The organism is Streptomyces sp. NPDC054783 (genome assembly GCF_053611725.1).
Genome location: NZ_JBSHAY010000007.1, coordinates 285108 through 300834 on the forward strand (window position 1 = coordinate 285108; position 15727 = coordinate 300834).

Below are 15727 nucleotides of genomic sequence, written 5' to 3' on the forward strand. Positions count from 1 at the left end.
ATGGGCAAGCTGGACGGGCGGGTTGTCATCGTCACCGGGGCGGCACGCGGACAGGGCGAGCAGGAGGCGCGGCTGTTCCGGGCGGAGGGGGCGCGGGTGGCCGTCGCCGACGTGCTGGACGAGCAGGGCGAGGCCCTGGCCAAGGAGATAGGCGCGCTGTACGTCCATCTCGACGTCGGCACCGAGGAGGGCTGGCGGGAGGCCGTCGGGGCGGTCAAGGAGGCCTACGGGCACGTCGACGGGCTGGTGAACAACGCGGGGATCCTGCGCTTCAACGCGCTCGTGGACACCCCGCTGGACGAGTTCATGCAGGTCGTGCAGGTCAACCAGGTCGGCTGTTTCCTGGGCATGAAGGCGGTGGCGCCCCAGATGGCCGACGGCGGGACCATCGTCAACACCGCCTCCTACACGGCCCTGACCGGCATGGCGGCCGTGGGGACGTACGCCGCCACCAAGCACGCCGTGCTGGGGCTGACCCGGGTGGCCGCGCTGGAGCTGGCGGGCCGGGGCATCCGGGTCAACGCGATCTGCCCGGGCGCCGTCGACACCGCGATGTCCAACCCGGCGCGGCTCGACCCGGACGCCGACCCGGAGGAGATGAGCCGGGCCCTGGACGAGCTGTACCGCAAGCTCGTGCCGCTCGGCCGGGTCGGGCAGCCGGAGGAGGTGGCGCGGCTGGCGCTGTTCCTCACCTCGGCGGACTCGTCGTACATCACCGGGCAGCCGTTCGTGATCGACGGGGGGTGGCTGGCGGGGGTCAGCGTTATCTGACTCATCGTCAGCTATTGACGGTCGGGGCGGCCGATGCGACAGTCGGCCAACAAGAGAACTGACGGAGCGTCAGAAAAGACTGAGGACGGTGAACCGCCTTGGAATTCGGGCTCTTTGTACAGGGATACGTGGGCAAGCGCGCCGAGACCGACCCGCTGGCCGAACACAAGGCGCTGATGGAGGAGACCGAGTACGTCATCCAGGCGGACAAGTCCGGCTTCAAGTACGCGTGGGCCTCCGAGCACCACTTCCTGGAGGAGTACTCGCACCTGTCCGCCAACGACGTCTTCCTCGGGTATCTCGCCCACGCGACCGAGCGGATCCACCTCGGCTCCGGGATCTTCAACCCCCTGGCCCAGGTCAACCACCCCGTGAAGGTCGCCGAGAAGGTCGCCATGCTGGACCACCTCAGCGAGGGGCGCTTCGAGTTCGGCAGCGGGCGGGGCGCCGGCAGCCACGAGATCCTCGGGTTCATTCCGGGTGTGACCGACATGAACTACACCAAGGAGATCTGGGAGGAGACCATCGCGGAGTTCCCGAAGATGTGGCTTCAGGACGAGTACGCCGGCTTCCAGGGCAAGCACTGGCAGCTGCCGCCGCGCAAGGTCCTGCCGAAGCCGTACGGGAAGTCGCACCCGGCGATGTGGTACGCGGCCGGGTCGCCGCCGTCGTACGCCATGGCCGCGAAGAAGGGGCTCGGCGTGCTCGGCTTCAGCATCCAGAAGGTCTCCGACATGGAGTGGGTGCTGGAGCAGTACAAGACGGCGGTCGTGAACGCGGAGCCGGTGGGGGACTTCGTCAACGACAACGTGATGGTCACGACCACGGCGATCTGCGCGCCGACGCACGCGGAGGCGATCGAGATCGCGGTGAACGGCGGGCTGCACTACCTTCCGTCGCTCGTCTTCCGTTACCACGACACCTTCCCGCGTCCCGAGGGCTTTCCCGTGTGGCCGGAGACGCTGCCCCCGTACACGCCGGAGTTCGTGGAGCTGCTCGTGGAGGAGGAGCTGCTCATCTGCGGTGACCCCGACGAGGTGCTGCGCCAGTGCAAACGGTGGGAGCAGGCGGGCGCCGACCAGTTGAGCTTCGGGCTGCCGGTGGGGGTGCCGAAGGAGGAGACGTTGCAGACGATCCGGCTGATCGGGGAGCACGTCATTCCCAGGATCGACACGGACCCGGTGCACCGGACGTCCAGGTTCCGTCAGGCCGTCTGAGGGGGTTTCCGGGCATGTTGGACCATCTCATCAAGGGCGCGTCCGTCGTCGACGGGACGGGCGCCCCCGCCCGCACTGCCGATGTCGGCATCCGCGGCGGCCGTATCGCCGCCGTCGGAAGGATCACCGAGGGCGCCCGTACGACCGAGGACGCTTCCGGCCTGATCCTCACCCCCGGCTTCGTCGACCCCCACACCCACTACGACGCCCAGCTCTTCTGGGATCCGTACGCCACGCCCTCCCTCAACCACGGGGTGACGACGGTCGCCGCCGGGAACTGCGGTTTCACCCTCGCGCCCCTGAACCCCGCCCGTCCCGAGGACGCCGACTACACGCGCCGGATGATGTCCAAGGTGGAGGGGATGTCCCTGGTGGCGCTGGAGGAGGGGGCGCCCTGGAGCTGGCACTCCTTCGGGGAGTACCTGGACGCCCTCGAAGGGCGGATCGCCGTCAACGCCGGATTCATGGTCGGTCACTGTGCGCTGCGGCGGTACGTCATGGGGCCGCGGGCCGTCGGGGGGCAGCCGAGCGAGGAGCAGCTCGCGGCGATGCTGCGGCTGCTGCACGAGGCCATGGACGCCGGGGCCTGGGGACTGTCCACCACGCAGTCCGGTACGCACTCGGACGGGGACGGGCAACCGGTCGCGTCCCGGCATGCGCAGCCGGCGGAGCTGCTGGCGCTGTCGAAGGCCGTCGGCGAGCACGAGGGCACGCAGATCGAGGCGATCGTCGCCGGCTGTCTGGACCAGTTCAGCGATGACGAGATCGATCTGCTCGTGGAGATGAGCGCGGTCGCCGGACGACCCCTCAACTGGAACGTGCTCACCATCGACGCCTCCGTACCGGAGCGGGTGCCGCGGCAGCTGAGCGCGAGCGAGCGGGCCCGGAAGGCCGGCGGGCGGGTGGTGGCGCTCACCATGCCGATCCTCACCCCGATGAACATGTCACTCGGCACCTTCTGCGCCCTCAACCTCATACCGGGGTGGGGTCCGATCCTCGGGCTCCCCGTGCCGGAGCGGATCGCCAGGCTCCGGGACCCCGCCGTCCGGGCGGAGATGCTGCGGCGGGCCCGGTCGAAGGAGGCGGGCGTCTTCCGGCGGCTGGCGAACTTCGGCCGGTACGTCATCGGGGACACCTACAGCGAGGCCAACCGGGGGCTGACCGGCCGGGTCGTGGGGGACATCGCCGAGGAGCGGGGGCAGGACCCGTTCGCCTGCCTGGTGGACATCTGCGCCGGCGACGAACTGCGTACGGTGCTGTGGCCGATGCCGCCCGACAACGATCCCGCCTCCTGGGCGCTGCGCGCGGAAACCTGGCAGCACGAGGACGTGCTGCTGGGCGGCTCCGACGCGGGCGCGCACCTGGACCGGATGTGCGGGGCGCCGTACACCACCCGGTTCCTCGGGGACTGTCTGCGCGGCCGGAAGCTGGTCGGGCTGGAGCAGGCGGTGAAGATGCTGACCGACGACCCGGCCCGGCTCTTCGGGCTGCGCGAGCGGGGGCAGGTGCGGGAGGGCTGGCACGCGGACCTCGTCCTGTTCGACCCGGAACGCATCGACGCCGGCCGGGCCCGGCTGGTGCACGACCTGCCGGGTGACAGTCCCCGCCTGGACTCCAGGGCGCTCGGCGTGCGGGCCGTGTGGGTCAACGGGGTCGCGGCGATCCGGGACGACGTGGTGACCGGGGCCGTACCGGGGCAGGTGCTGCGGTCGGGGCGGGACACGCGGACGGTGAGTACGAGGTGAAGGGAGAACGGCTGTTCGTCGGCGGGGAGTGGGTGGCCCCGGACGGCGGGCACTACCCGGTGACCGACCCGGCCACCGAGGAGACCGTCGGCTGGGCGCCGGAGGCCTCGCCGGAACAGGTGCGGGCGGCCTGCGCGGCGGCCAGGGAGGCGTTCGGGGCGTGGTCGCGGACCCGGCCGGAGGAGCGGGCGGCGGTGCTGGGCCGGGCGGCCGACATCATCCGTGACCGGATGGGGCCGTACACCGAGCTCGCCCGCGCGGAGACCGGCGCGACCACGGCGACCGCCCGGGCGATGCAGGTCGGGGTGGCCGCTGCCCGGTTCCGGCGGTACGCGCGCGTGGAGCCCGCCGAGTGGCCGGTCGGGCCGCAGATCAACGAGGCCGGGCCGATGGGGAAGGCCGCGGTGATGGGCGCGCTGGCGGTACGGCAGCCCGTCGGGGTCGTCACCTGCATCACCTCCTACAACAACCCGTGGGCCAACCCGGCCGGCAAGGTCGCGCCGGCGCTGGCCATGGGCAACACGGTGGTCGTGAAACCCGCCCCGCAGGACCCGCTGTCCGTCTACCGGATGGCCGAGGCACTTCAGGCGGCCGGGGCGCCGCCGGGGGTGGTGAACGTCGTCTCCGGCCGGGAGGTGGCCGTCGGCGAGGCGGCGGTGGCCTCCGACGACGTCGACATGGTCAGCTTCACCGGGTCCACCGCCGTCGGCCGGCGGATCGCGGAGGTGTGCGGCCGGGACATGAAACGCCAGTTGATGGAGCTGGGCGGCAAGGGCGCGGCGGTCGTGTTCGACGACGCCGACCTCGGCTCGGCCGTCGCCGGCATCGGCACCACCTTCTCCTTCTACAGCGGGCAGATCTGCACGGCACCGACCCGGGTGCTGGCCCAGCGCGGGGTGTACGGCCGCCTGGTCGAGCAACTCGCGGGGTACGCCCGCAGGCTGAAGGCCGGGGATCCGCGGGAGCCGGACACGGTCGTCGGGCCGGTGATCTCGGCGGCGCTCCGGGCGCGTGTCGAGTCGTACGTCGAACTCGGCCGCAAGGAGGGCGCGTCGGTGGTCGTGGGCGGCGAACGGCCTGCCCTCGACCGGGGGTTCCATGTGGCGCCCACCCTCCTCGCCGACTGCGCCAACGACATGCGGGTGGCCCGGGAGGAGATCTTCGGGCCGGTGGTCGCGGTGATCCCCTTCGACGAGGAGGACGAGGCGGTCGCCCTCGCCAACGACTCCGAGTACGGGCTCATCGACTACGTCTGGTCCGGTGACGTGGCCAGGGCGTTCCGGGTGGCCCGGCAGCTGCGGGCCGGCGGGGTCGGCATCAACACCGTCGGCCGCAACATGGAGGCCCCGTTCGGCGGCTTCAAGAAGAGCGGGGTGGGCCGGGACGTCGGCTCCTACGCGCTGCACGCGTACAGCGAGGTGCAGGCGATCGTGTGGCCGGGGTGAGCGGGACCTGCCGCGCTCAGTCCGCCAGGTCCACCCGGACCGTCAGCAGGTCGGTGCCGAACGCCCGTACCGCCGCGCTGTTGAAGCGGGGCAGGGAGCGCAGGCGGGCCACCGGGTCGTCGTCGGGCAGGAGGTGGGCGGTGCCGTGATGCCAGCGGCCGCCGATGCGGACGCGGACCCTCGGGTCGGCCTGGATGTTGCGCACGTACTGCGACTTGTGGCCGAACTCGGAGACCAGCCAGAAGGATTCGCCGACCCTGCGCCCGCCGACCGGCGTCCGCCGGGGCAGCCCGGAGACGCGGCCGGTGGTCTCCAGGAGGACCTGGAACGGCAGCCGCCGGTTGAGCGGGTTGGCGAGATGCCGCTGGAAGCCGGTCACGAGGCGGTGCTTGAGGTCGGTGCGGGCTGACATCTGTCTGCTCTCCCGGTGTCTCGCGTGGATGCTGTGCCGGCCCCGTGCGGGGCCTGTGATGCGCGCGGGGTCGTACGACGGACGCGTGTTAGCCTCCCCCGCGGTCATGTTCGAGCGCAAACGGGGGAGCGTGATGGGCGCGTCTTCGGACGGCTACACAGTCCGGTCCGGCATGTCCGGGCAGGCGAAGGAACTGGACGGCGCGGGCGACGACGCTGACCACATCCACAAGGCGATCGTCACCGACCAGTGCTACGGGCAGGACGCCCTGGGCGGCGCCGAGTCGGCGGAGGCGTTCAACGCGTTCGCCGCGGCCTGGCTGGAGGTCGGCAAGCCGGTGCCCATCGCCGTCGGGGGAACCGACGCGACGGGCACGTACTACGGGCACGCCTTGATGGTCGTCGGCCAGCAGGGTGACAAGTTGGAGATCTACAACCCGTATGGCACCACCACCTGGGTGAGCGAGGACGACTTCGTCAACGGCGGCATGGCGAAGGCCGCCAACAGCTGGACCCCCAACACGGTCGAAGTTCACCTGCCCCAGGACTGAGAACCCCAGGACCGAGAACATTGCGAACCGCCATGACCTCATCACGTGTACCGCCCGCACCAGCCCTTCCGGCGCTCCCGGCGCCGCCCAGCGCGACCGGCAAGGCCGCCGGCACCGAGTACGGCTTCGGCCACCGGACCATCACCGTCGCACCGGGCAAGGAGTTCTCCCTCACGGTGCGGTCGGCGGCGACCCTCGAGTCCTTCGACTTCACCGCCCTCGCGCAGGGCAGGGCCACGGTACGGCTGCTGCTGACCGCCACCCCGCGCGCCCGAGCCGGCTTCTACGTCTTCACGATCACCGTCCGCTGACCCGTGACCTGGACCGGAACCGAGGCCCCCATGCCGCCGGCCCCAGAAGGCCGCACCGACGACGAGGTCCTGGCCGACACCGACGTCACCCTGCTGCTGCGTTACGGACTGACCCAGGAGGCCTTCCGCACCGCCCTGTTCGGTGACGGCGCCATCGCGGCCGCGGTCACCCTGGACCGGCTCGGCGTGCTGCCGCGCTCGCTGGTGTTCGTCGGCGAGATCGTCCGGGCGGGCGGTCTGGCGTACGCGGCCGAGCTGCCCGAGCCGCTGCCGTCCCCGGAGCCGGCCGCGATCCTGCGGGACTGGCTGAGCGGCGCCGCGCAGACCTCGACCACCCCGGAGGCCGAGACCCGCGCCGCCCGCTGGCTGGACGCGGTGGCCGAGATCGTCGCCCTGCGCCGGGCCACGCGCGAAGGCACCGCTTAGCCGTCCGGGTCCGCCAGCCAGTTGCCGTGGAAGCCGAACGGCACCCGGGCCGGCAGATGGATCACGGCGACCGGGGGCGCGGTGAGGTCGCCGGCGTCCAGGACTGCCAGGTCACTGCGGTCGCTGGCGGCGTCGTACACGTACGTCATGAGCCAGCCGGGGCCGCCGGGCATGCCGTCGGCGGGGGCGAAGGCGGCCTCGCCGGGGGTGCGTCCGGGCCCGAAGTCGTGCGCGGCGCCGGCCCCGGTGGCCAGGTCGTAGCGGACCAGGCAGGTGCCGCTCGTCATGTGCCCGTGTCCGGCGGCGAGTCCGGTCAGCCGGTCGTCGACACGCGGGAACTCGCCGGGCCGGTCGTCGCACTGCTCCTCACGGACCGTGCCGGCCGCCGGGTCGATGGTCCACTTCCACAGCACGGCCTGCTGCGGCCGCGTGCCGCCGTTCCCGTCGCGGCGCCAGATCTCCGGGTAGCGCATCACGTGCAGCACGATGGTGCCGTCCGGCGCGTCATGGGCGTTGAGGGTGTGGAAGACGTAGCAGGGATCGACGGCGAACCAGCGGACCTCGCCGTTGGGGTCGTCGCGGCGCAGCACGCCGAGCCGGGCGCCGTACCCGTCGTCCCAGCTGTAGGGCATCGTGCCGCCGGCCAGGGCGAGTTCGACGTCGAGGACGACGGGCAGGTCCATGAGGACGACGTGCCCGGCGGTGAGCGCGAAGTCGTGCAGCATGGTCGGCCCGGGCACCTCGACCGGCCGGCTGAGCACCAACTCGCCGGTGGCGTCGGCCCGGTGGTAGGTGAGGTGGGTGGGCTCCAGCATGCCGTAGCCGAAGAAGTGGAGTTCGCCGGTGGCCGGGCAGGTCTTCGGGTGGGCCGTCATCGCGGTGGCGAGGCGGCCGTCGAAGTCGTACGGGCCCTTGGTGTCCAGGTCGGGGGTCAGCTCGTAGGGCAGGGCGATCTCGGCCAGGGCGAGGGTGCGGCCCGCGTGCCGGACGACGTGGGTGTTGGCCGGTCCTGCGGTGAGGTCGCGGCGGCCCCGGTCGTCGTACAGCCGTGCACCGTCGGTCAGTTGGCGCGTGCGGACCCAGCGGTTGCGGTAGGAGACGGCCCGCCCGCCCTCCAGGCGCACCCCGTGGACCATGCCGTCGCCGAAGAACCAGTGCCCGGAGGCGGCGTCGGCCGGGTTCGGGCCGTTGCGCAGGTACCAGCCGGTCAGCTCGGGCGGAATCGTGCCGGTCACCGGCAGGTCGTGCGCGGTGAGTTCCTCGGTGACCGGGGCGTAGTTGCCGCTGAGGTGCTTCGGGGTGGCGGTCATCGGGCCACATGCCCGGCGGCCTGGGCCTTCGCCTGGACGTGGGCGACATAGCGGACGGTGAAGAGCATCGGGACGACGAAGCCGGCGATCTGGACGAGGGTCGCGGGCGTCGAGTGGGCGTGCCCGGAGTGTGCCAGCACCGCGAGGACGACGGCGGTCAGGACGAAGGCGGCGGTCCACACGGACGTGATGACGACGTTGACCCGGATGAAGGGCTTCAGGTCCCAGAACTCGCGCGGGGTGGTGCGCTTGGCGATGCCCAGGGTGAAGGGCCGGCCGACCGCCAGCGAGAGGCCGGCGATGACGGCGAGGGTGCCGGAGGAGAGGGCGGCGGAGTAGGCGTGCACTCCCGAGCGGGGGTCGGCGAAGGCGATGGCCGCGAGGACCGCGAAGAAGACCGCCGAGCCGGCCTCGATGAGGAGGGCGTCGAAGCCGGTGCCGGAGCGCTTCTGCTGGGCGATGATCCCCACGGCCACCACCAGGGCGGCCAGGGCGCCCCACTGCCAGTCCCCCGAGGGGATGGCGGCGAAGACGATCCACGGCAGGAACGTGCGCAGGTAGGACATGGATTCCCCCGGTCAGTGTGTACCCCAGTCTTGACATGTCAAAACTAGAAGGTCGGCTCGCGACATGTCAAGAGTGGAATGTAGGATGCGGGCATGAGCCTCAGACACGCCCTGCTCGGCCTGCTGTCGGACCGGCGCGCCAGCGGCTACGACCTGCTGAAGACGTTCGAGACCTCGCTGGCCAACGTCTGGCCGGCGAACCAGAGCCAGATCTACACCGAGCTGACCAAACTGGCGGGCGCCGGGCTGATCGCGGTGGCCGCCGAGGGCCCGCGCGGCCGCAAGGAGTACGAGATCACCGACGAGGGCATGGCGGAGCTGCGTCACTGGCTGACCGAGGTCCCTCCCCAGCGGGTCATCCGCAGCGACGTCCTGCTGCGGGTCTTCTTCCTCGGTGTGCTCAGCCCCGAGCAGGCCCGCACCTACCTGGCCGACCTGACCGACCTGTCCCGGGCCGGACACGAACAGCTGCGGCGGCTCGTCGACTCCATCGACTGGGACGAGGGCAACCTCTCGGTCTACGGCCGCATCGCGCTGGAGTACGGTCTGCGCTTCAACGCGATGCGGCGCGAGTGGGCCGAGTGGGCCGCGGAACAGATCAGATAGCCCCGAGGAAGATCGGGTTGGTGAAGGCGGCCAGCGCCCCCGGCACCGGCCCCGCCGCCGTCTCGTGCCGCAGCTCGGCGCGTACGTACGCGGCGTAGGAGGGCGTCGTACGCCACTCGGCCGTGCCCGTGCCGGACACCGGCAGCGGATCGCTGGTGAACAGCACGCCCTGGTCGGTGACGAAACGGATCGAGCAGCGCGGGGCGCCCGAGACCTCCAGCCGGACGGTCACGGGGGTGTCGGCGGCCACGTCCAGCCGCTCGCCGATACCCGCCTGCTGTCCGCGCCCGCCCGCCACCGTGAAGGCGAGGGTCACGTTCTTGGACTCGGCCACGTAACTGCGTCCCGCGCGGATGCCTTCCTGGATCGCCTCCCGGGTCAGGTCGTCGGCGAGGACGACCGTCTGGGGACTGCCGACCGCGTCCGGGTCGCGGTGGGCGTCGCTGTTGCCCATCGCCGGGAGCCAGGGCCGCCCCTGCCGCACGGAGGCGACCAGCTGGTTGTCCCAGTCGGCCAGCGTCACCTCGTCGTCCGGGGTGTAGGGGCCGTTCCACACCTCCACGGCGTCCGCCTCGCCGAAGCCGAACTTCCAGCCGCAGCCGACGCAGGTGGCGTGCGGGTGGGCGGGGACGACCAGGCCGCCGGCACGGCGGATGTCCCGCGCGAAGCGGGCCCAGCGGTTGTCCCGGGCCCGGTAGCGCCAGTCCACGAACGTACCCGGATCGGTGCCGAGCGCCACCACGTGGCCGTTGCGGGTGGTGACCTCCTCGCCGAGCATGATCAGCAGGTCGTCGCCGGCCTGGTCCGCCCAATGGGCGTGCGCGGAGTGGGTGTTGTGGTCCGAGGAGTTGATGAAGTCCAGGCCCGCCGCCCGCGCGAGGGCCGCGATCTCGGCCGGGGTGCGGCGGCCGTCGGAGTACCAGGAGTGCAGATGGCAGTCGCCCCGGTACCAGTCCCGGCCCCGCCCCTTGGCCCGGGAGGGCGGATACACCGGCCGTGGGGTCTCGCCCGCCTCGCCGTAGGTCAGCGTGATCGTCAGCTCGTACGCCAGCCCCTGCGGCGCGACCGTGTAGGGGCCCAGCGCCACGTACCAGGTGCCCTCCCGCACCGGGCCGGGGATGTACCCGGGGGTCGCGTCGTCGGCCCGGACGAAGAACTCCGTCCGCGCTCCGCCCGACCAGCCGCGGAAGCCCCGGCCGCCCAGCTCGGTGCCGTGCCAGTCGAACAGGCCGATGTCGAGTGCGTTGCCCGTGGTGCCGGCCGGGACCGAGGGCCTGTCGTAGGTGTAGGAGACCTTGATCTCCCGTACGCCGGCCGGGACTTCGACCGGCACGTACACGAAGTCGGGGGAGCCGGGCGGCAGGGTGCCGCGAACCGACCGGGTCTCCTGCTGCTGACCGTCCGCCGCTGCGAAGCTCACGCTTCCCAACGTAAGGGCAGCGGCGGCGCCCGTCACGAACAGCGCGCGTCTGCCGATGCCATGAGCCTGACCGTGCGTGTCTTCAGCCATGGCGGTCAGTCTCCCGCGCGCGCGTGAACACTCGTGAAAGAGCGGGCGATTGGCATCCGACAGGTGTCGTGCACGCGACGTCACGGCCACCGGCGCGGGCTGTGCCGACCAGTCGGTATGGACAGTGGAGGCCCGGCCCGGTACAGATGGGCCATGCGTATCGCCGTCACCATCTTCCTCACCGACGAGACCATCTCTCCGGTACGGCTCGCCCGCGAACTGGAACACCGCGGTTACGCCGGTCTCTACCTCCCCGAACACACCCACATCCCGGTCGAGCGGACCACCCCCTACCCGGCCGGCGGCGACCTGCCCCGCGAATACGGCCGCACCCTCGACCCCTTCGTCGCCCTCGGCCAGGCCGCGGCCGTCACCGAGCGCCTCGGCCTCGGCACCGGCATCACCCTGCCCGCCCAGCACGACCCCATCGCCCTGGCCAAGCAGATCGCCACCCTGGACCACCTGTCCGGCGGCCGTTTCACCCTCGGCCTCGGCTACGGCTGGAACGTGGAGGAGGCCGCCGACCACGGCGTGCAGTGGCGCACGCGCCGGGAGCTGGTCCGGGACCGGGTGCGGCTGATGCAGGCGCTGTGGGCCGGGGAACCGACGTCCTACGACGGCGAGTTCGCCGCCGTACGGGCCAGCCACGCGCATCCCAAGCCCGCGCAGAAGCCGCGTGGCCCGGTGACCGGCCCCCGCACGCTCGTCGGCGGGGCGGCCGGGCCGAAGCTGTTCGCGCACATCGCCGAGTACGCCGACGGCTGGCTGCCGATCGGCGGCCGGGGTCTCACCGAGTCCCTGCCGGTGCTGCGCACGCTGTGGGCGGACGCGGGCCGCGACCCGGCCGCGCTCCAGGTCGTTCCGTACGCGGTCCAGGCGACCCCGGGCAAGCTGGCCCACTACGCGGACCTGGGCATCGAGGAGGTCGTACTGCAGTTGCCGCCGGCGGGGGAGGCGGAGGTGCTGGCGGTGCTGGACGAGTACGGAAGCTTTCTGTAGGCCGAACTTCCGGTGGGCCGGGCGGAGCCCCTTGCTCTGATCACCCCGAACGTATGGTTGAGGGATGACGACTTCCGCGACCTCCGGAACCGGACCGACCGAGAACTCCATGCGTCGCGCCCTCAAACGCGCCCGGGACGGCGTCGCCCTCGACGTCGCCGAGGCGGCGGTGCTGCTCCAGGCCCGTGGCGAGGCCCTGACCGACCTCGCCGCGTCCGCCGCCCGGGTGCGCGACGCGGGTCTCGAACAGGCGGGCCGTCCCGGCGTCATCACGTACTCGAAGAGCGTCTTCGTCCCCCTCACCCGGCTGTGCCGGGACAAGTGCCACTACTGCACCTTCGTCACCGTCCCCGGCAAACTGCGCCGGGCCGGCCACGGAATGTTCATGTCCCCGGACGAGGTGCTGGACATCGCCCGCAAGGGCGCCGCCCTCGGCTGCAAGGAAGCCCTGATCACCCTCGGCGACAAGCCGGAGGACCGCTGGCCCGAGGCGCGCGAGTGGCTCGACGCGCACGGCTACGACGACACCATCGCCTACGTCCGCGCGATCTCCATCCGCATCCTGGAGGAGACGGGCCTGCTGCCCCACCTCAACCCGGGCGTCATGACCTGGACGGACTTCCAGCGGCTCAAGCCCGTCGCCCCGTCCATGGGCATGATGCTGGAGACGACCGCGACCCGGCTGTGGTCCGAGCCCGGCGGCCCGCACCACGGCTCGCCCGACAAGGAACCGGCCGTACGGCTGCGGGTGTTGGAGGACGCCGGCCGCTCGTCCGTCCCCTTCACCTCCGGCCTGCTCATCGGCATCGGGGAGACGTACGAGGAGCGGGCCGAGTCCCTCTTCGCCCTCCGCAAGGTCTCCCGGGCCTACCACGGCATCCAGGAGCTGATCATCCAGAACTTCCGCGCCAAGCCGGACACGGCGATGCGCGGCATGCCGGACGCCGAACTGGACGAGCTGGTCGCCACGGTGGCCGTGGCCCGCCACATCATGGGCCCGTCCGGCTGCCTCCAGGCCCCGCCGAACCTGGTCGACTCCGAGTACGAGCGGCTGATCGGCGCCGGCATCGACGACTGGGGCGGGGTGTCGCCCCTGACCATCGACCACGTCAATCCCGAACGCCCCTGGCCGCAGATCGAGGAGCTGGCCGCGAGATCGGCCGCCGCGGGCTTCGAGCTCCGCGAACGCCTCTGTGTCTACCCGGAGTTCGTGCGTCGCGGCGAGCCCTGGCTGGACCCCCGCTTGCGCCCGCACGTGAGGGCGCTGGCCGACCCGGAGACCGGCCTGGCCCGCCCGGACGCGACCGTCGAGGGCCACCCGTGGCAGGAGCCCGAGGAGGTCTTCGTCCCGGCCGGCCGTACGGACCTGCACCGCACGATCGACACCGAGGGCCGCACCGCCGACCGGCGTGACGACTTCGACGAGGTGTACGGCGACTGGGAGGCGCTGCGCGAGGCGGCCGCCCCCGGTATGGCGCCGGAGCGCATCGACACGGACGTACGGCAGGCGCTCGCGACCGCGGCCGACGATCCGACCCGCCTGACCGACGCCGAGGCCCTGGCCCTGCTGCACGCGGACGGCCCGGCGCTGGACGCGCTGTGCCGGGTGGCCGACGACGTGCGCAAGGCCGCGGTCGGCGACGACGTGACGTACATCGTCACCCGCAACATCAACTTCACCAACGTCTGCTACACCGGCTGCCGCTTCTGCGCCTTCGCCCAGCGCCGTACGGACGCCGACGCGTACACGCTGTCGCTGGAGCAGGTCGCCGACCGCGCCCAGCAGGCCTGGGACGTGGGCGCGGTCGAGGTGTGCATGCAGGGCGGCATCCACCCGGACCTGCCGGGCACGGCGTACTTCGACATCGCGAGGGCGGTGAAGTCCCGCGTCCCGGGCATGCACGTGCACGCCTTCTCCCCGATGGAGGTGGTGAACGGCGCGACCAGGACGGGCATGTCGATCCGCGAGTGGCTGACGGCCGCCAAGGAGTCCGGCCTGGACACCGTCCCCGGCACGGCGGCGGAGATCCTGGACGACGAGGTCCGCTGGGTGCTGACCAAGGGCAAGCTGCCCACGGCCACCTGGATCGAGGTGGTGAAGACGGCCCACGAGCTGGGCATCCGCTCCTCCTCCACGATGATGTACGGCCATGTCGACCAGCCCCGCCACTGGCTGGGCCACCTGCGCACGCTGGCGCGGATCCAGCGGGAGACGGGCGGCTTCACGGAGTTCGTCACCCTCCCCTTCATCCACACGAACGCACCGGTGTACCTGGCGGGCATCGCGCGCCCGGGCCCTTCCACGCGTGACAACCGCGCGGTGACGGCGATGGCCCGGCTCCTGCTCCACCCCTGGATCCCGAACATCCAGACAAGCTGGGTCAAACTGGGCGCGGAGGGTGCGGCGGAGATGCTCCGGTCGGGAGCGAACGACCTGGGCGGAACCCTGATGGAGGAGACGATCTCCCGCATGGCGGGCTCCTCCTACGGCTCGTACAAGTCGGTCCGCGACCTGGTCGCCGTGGCCGAGGCGGCCGGCCGCCCGGCGAAACCGCGCACCACGCTCTACGGCGAGGTGCCGCAGGAGCGTCGGCGGGCGGCGGAGGCCTCCGACGGCCACCTGCCGGAATTGTTGCCGGTCCTGGACTGAGTACGATGATCCGACCCCCGACCTGAGGCGGGGCCCCGTAGCGGAGGAGATGCGTACCCGTGGCTGCCCGACTGCCCTCCTGGGCCTGGGTCACCGGCCTGACGGCGGGCGCGACCGCGGCCGTCGTCGCCCTCGCCGTGCAGGCGGACCACGGGCCGCGTCCCACGGCCGTCGCCGCCGCGGCCAGGCCGAGCTCGTCGGCGTCGGCGAGCGCCCACGCGTCCACCGCGCCGCACTCCCCGGCCGTCCCCGCCCTGCCGGACGGGTCGGGCGGGGGCCGCCGGATCGTGTACTCGCTCGGCGAGAAGCGGGTGTGGCTGGTCGACGCGACGGGCAGGGCGACCCGCACGTTCACGGTGTGGCCGGGCACGGTGAGCCCGCAGCCCGGCCGTTACTCGATCATCGCGCGCCGGCAGTCGCTGAAGGGGTCGGACGGCGTCGAGATCGAGCACGTCATGTACATAACCAAGGTGCAGGGCGTGAACGTCGCCTTCTCCAACGCTCTGGACGGCTCCTCGCCGCCCCCGGCGGGCGGTCAGAAACTGGGCGGCATCCGTATGCACAAGGAAGACGGCGCCGCCCTGTGGTCCTTCGGCGACACGAGCACGAACGTGACGATCGTCAAGTAGCGTCCGACTGCCGCGTGGGCAGCTGGTTGACGATCAGCGCGACTCCGGCGAGCAGGAAGACACGGGTCGCGGCGTCCAGCCCGTTCCAGGCCTTGGACTGCCACATCGAGAACCACTCACCGCCGATCGCGATGAACCCGGCGCCGAAGAGCAGCAGGAGCATCAGCAGCCCGTAGGTGGAGATGCGCCGGGCGAGGGTGCCGTCCGTCCGCCGCGCCCAGAGGTACGTGCCCCAGATCAGGACCAGGGCGGCCACCGTCTCCCACGCGATGATCAGGACGTAGGCGGTGTCCTGAAGCCCGGTGCTGGTGATCGCCCGCCACATCAGGTCCTTGTCGTGGAAGGTCGTGTCCATCGCCAGCACATGCCGGACGAACTGCTGGTTCGTCCCGAAGTCGGTGATGTTCCCGAGGGCGACGAGGGCGATGTAGAGGGCGAGTATGCCGGTGAGCACTCCGGCGGCCAGGCCGAGACCGGCGTGACGTGTGGGGGTGGTGGTCATGGCTGAATTCTCCCCTGTTCCAGGCCCGGTTATCGCGTGGCGATCAGGCCAGAATGGGAGGGCGGACAGGGGAGGGGC

At 71.8% G+C, this 15727-nt stretch carries 16 protein-coding genes; 11 read left to right on the forward strand and 5 right to left on the reverse strand.

What is annotated here, in order from left to right; all coding sequences use genetic code 11:
• From ACWGJ5_RS16075 to ACWGJ5_RS16090, 4 genes are all read left to right on the forward strand, one after another.
• The gene (locus tag ACWGJ5_RS16075) at positions 1-771 is read left to right on the forward strand and encodes an SDR family NAD(P)-dependent oxidoreductase (RefSeq protein ID WP_453310330.1); all 771 of its coding nucleotides are present in this window, start codon (positions 1-3) and stop codon (positions 769-771) included.
• Positions 772-869: 98 nt separating this feature from the next.
• On the forward strand, positions 870-1988 hold the full coding sequence (locus ACWGJ5_RS16080) for an LLM class flavin-dependent oxidoreductase (RefSeq protein ID WP_453310331.1): 1119 nt from the start codon (positions 870-872) through the stop codon (positions 1986-1988).
• A gap of 14 nt (positions 1989-2002) precedes the next feature.
• A complete protein-coding gene (locus ACWGJ5_RS16085) occupies positions 2003-3733 on the forward strand; it encodes an N-acyl-D-amino-acid deacylase family protein (protein ID WP_453310332.1) in 1731 nt (576 codons plus the stop codon).
• On the forward strand, positions 3730-5178 hold the full coding sequence (locus ACWGJ5_RS16090) for an aldehyde dehydrogenase family protein (RefSeq protein WP_453310333.1): 1449 nt from the start codon (positions 3730-3732) through the stop codon (positions 5176-5178). Before ACWGJ5_RS16085 ends, ACWGJ5_RS16090 begins: the two co-directional genes overlap by 4 nt.
• A gap of 16 nt (positions 5179-5194) precedes the next feature.
• Here the strand turns inward: ACWGJ5_RS16090 and ACWGJ5_RS16095 are convergent, their stop codons facing one another.
• Positions 5195-5590: a nitroreductase family deazaflavin-dependent oxidoreductase gene (locus ACWGJ5_RS16095; protein ID WP_453310334.1), complete on the reverse strand. Its 396-nt coding sequence runs from the start codon at positions 5588-5590 to the stop codon at positions 5195-5197.
• Between the two features lie 85 nt (positions 5591-5675).
• Between ACWGJ5_RS16095 and ACWGJ5_RS16100 the strand changes: the two genes are divergently transcribed.
• The 3 genes from ACWGJ5_RS16100 to ACWGJ5_RS16110 are packed head-to-tail and all read left to right on the forward strand — an operon-like array spanning position 5676 to position 6877.
• A complete protein-coding gene (locus tag ACWGJ5_RS16100; protein WP_453310335.1) occupies positions 5676-6140 on the forward strand; it encodes a hypothetical protein in 465 nt (154 codons plus the stop codon).
• Positions 6141-6172: 32 nt separating this feature from the next.
• Positions 6173-6451 carry a hypothetical protein gene (locus tag ACWGJ5_RS16105; RefSeq protein ID WP_453310336.1) on the forward strand — a complete coding sequence of 93 codons (279 nt, stop codon included), beginning with the start codon at positions 6173-6175 and terminating at the stop codon, positions 6449-6451.
• A 3-nt stretch (positions 6452-6454) separates the two neighbouring features.
• The gene (locus tag ACWGJ5_RS16110) at positions 6455-6877 is read left to right on the forward strand and encodes a hypothetical protein (RefSeq protein WP_453310337.1); all 423 of its coding nucleotides are present in this window, start codon (positions 6455-6457) and stop codon (positions 6875-6877) included.
• Here the strand turns inward: ACWGJ5_RS16110 and ACWGJ5_RS16115 are convergent.
• Positions 6874-8187, reverse strand: a complete 1314-nt coding sequence (locus ACWGJ5_RS16115; RefSeq protein WP_453310338.1) for a carotenoid oxygenase family protein — start codon at positions 8185-8187, stop codon at positions 6874-6876. The two genes, ACWGJ5_RS16110 and ACWGJ5_RS16115, sit on opposite strands and share 4 nt — an antisense overlap.
• The gene (locus tag ACWGJ5_RS16120) at positions 8184-8753 is read right to left on the reverse strand and encodes a hypothetical protein (protein ID WP_453310339.1); all 570 of its coding nucleotides are present in this window, start codon (positions 8751-8753) and stop codon (positions 8184-8186) included. The genes ACWGJ5_RS16115 and ACWGJ5_RS16120 overlap by 4 nt, the downstream gene beginning before the upstream one ends.
• Before the next feature lie 93 nt (positions 8754-8846).
• Here ACWGJ5_RS16120 and ACWGJ5_RS16125 point away from each other — a divergent pair, with 93 nt between their 5' ends.
• Entirely contained in the window at positions 8847-9359 is a 513-nt protein-coding gene (locus ACWGJ5_RS16125) for a PadR family transcriptional regulator (protein ID WP_453310340.1), read from the forward strand.
• Here the strand turns inward: ACWGJ5_RS16125 and ACWGJ5_RS16130 are convergent.
• On the reverse strand, positions 9352-10869 hold the full coding sequence (locus ACWGJ5_RS16130) for a CehA/McbA family metallohydrolase (protein ID WP_453310341.1): 1518 nt from the start codon (positions 10867-10869) through the stop codon (positions 9352-9354). The two genes, ACWGJ5_RS16125 and ACWGJ5_RS16130, sit on opposite strands and share 8 nt — an antisense overlap.
• 153 nt (positions 10870-11022) lie before the next feature.
• Here ACWGJ5_RS16130 and ACWGJ5_RS16135 point away from each other — a divergent pair, with 153 nt between their 5' ends.
• The 3 genes from ACWGJ5_RS16135 (at position 11023) to ACWGJ5_RS16145 (ending at position 15147) form a co-directional block, all read left to right on the forward strand.
• Positions 11023-11868 carry an LLM class F420-dependent oxidoreductase gene (locus tag ACWGJ5_RS16135; protein WP_453310342.1) on the forward strand — a complete coding sequence of 282 codons (846 nt, stop codon included), beginning with the start codon at positions 11023-11025 and terminating at the stop codon, positions 11866-11868.
• A 64-nt stretch (positions 11869-11932) separates the two neighbouring features.
• Entirely contained in the window at positions 11933-14518 is a 2586-nt protein-coding gene (locus ACWGJ5_RS16140) for a bifunctional FO biosynthesis protein CofGH (protein ID WP_453310343.1), read from the forward strand.
• A 59-nt stretch (positions 14519-14577) separates the two neighbouring features.
• The gene (locus ACWGJ5_RS16145) at positions 14578-15147 is read left to right on the forward strand and encodes a hypothetical protein (RefSeq protein WP_453310344.1); all 570 of its coding nucleotides are present in this window, start codon (positions 14578-14580) and stop codon (positions 15145-15147) included.
• Here ACWGJ5_RS16145 and ACWGJ5_RS16150 read toward each other — a convergent pair.
• A complete protein-coding gene (locus ACWGJ5_RS16150) occupies positions 15140-15649 on the reverse strand; it encodes a DUF2165 domain-containing protein (protein WP_453310345.1) in 510 nt (169 codons plus the stop codon). The two genes, ACWGJ5_RS16145 and ACWGJ5_RS16150, sit on opposite strands and share 8 nt — an antisense overlap.
• Between the last annotated feature and the right edge of the window lie 78 nt (positions 15650-15727).

Coding starts and splice junctions, on each gene's coding strand:
- ACWGJ5_RS16130 (WP_453310341.1), bottom strand. CDS start 10,869: ATGGCTGAAGACACGCACGGTCAGGCTCATGGCATCGGCAGACGCGCG.
- ACWGJ5_RS16125 (WP_453310340.1), top strand. CDS start 8,847: ATGAGCCTCAGACACGCCCTGCTCGGCCTGCTGTCGGACCGGCGCGCC.
- ACWGJ5_RS16105 (WP_453310336.1), top strand. CDS start 6,173: ATGACCTCATCACGTGTACCGCCCGCACCAGCCCTTCCGGCGCTCCCG.
- ACWGJ5_RS16075 (WP_453310330.1), top strand. CDS start 1: ATGGGCAAGCTGGACGGGCGGGTTGTCATCGTCACCGGGGCGGCACGC.
- ACWGJ5_RS16095 (WP_453310334.1), bottom strand. CDS start 5,590: ATGTCAGCCCGCACCGACCTCAAGCACCGCCTCGTGACCGGCTTCCAG.
- ACWGJ5_RS16085 (WP_453310332.1), top strand. CDS start 2,003: ATGTTGGACCATCTCATCAAGGGCGCGTCCGTCGTCGACGGGACGGGC.
- ACWGJ5_RS16140 (WP_453310343.1), top strand. CDS start 11,933: ATGACGACTTCCGCGACCTCCGGAACCGGACCGACCGAGAACTCCATG.
- ACWGJ5_RS16135 (WP_453310342.1), top strand. CDS start 11,023: ATGCGTATCGCCGTCACCATCTTCCTCACCGACGAGACCATCTCTCCG.
- ACWGJ5_RS16120 (WP_453310339.1), bottom strand. CDS start 8,753: ATGTCCTACCTGCGCACGTTCCTGCCGTGGATCGTCTTCGCCGCCATC.
- ACWGJ5_RS16115 (WP_453310338.1), bottom strand. CDS start 8,187: ATGACCGCCACCCCGAAGCACCTCAGCGGCAACTACGCCCCGGTCACC.
- ACWGJ5_RS16150 (WP_453310345.1), bottom strand. CDS start 15,649: ATGACCACCACCCCCACACGTCACGCCGGTCTCGGCCTGGCCGCCGGA.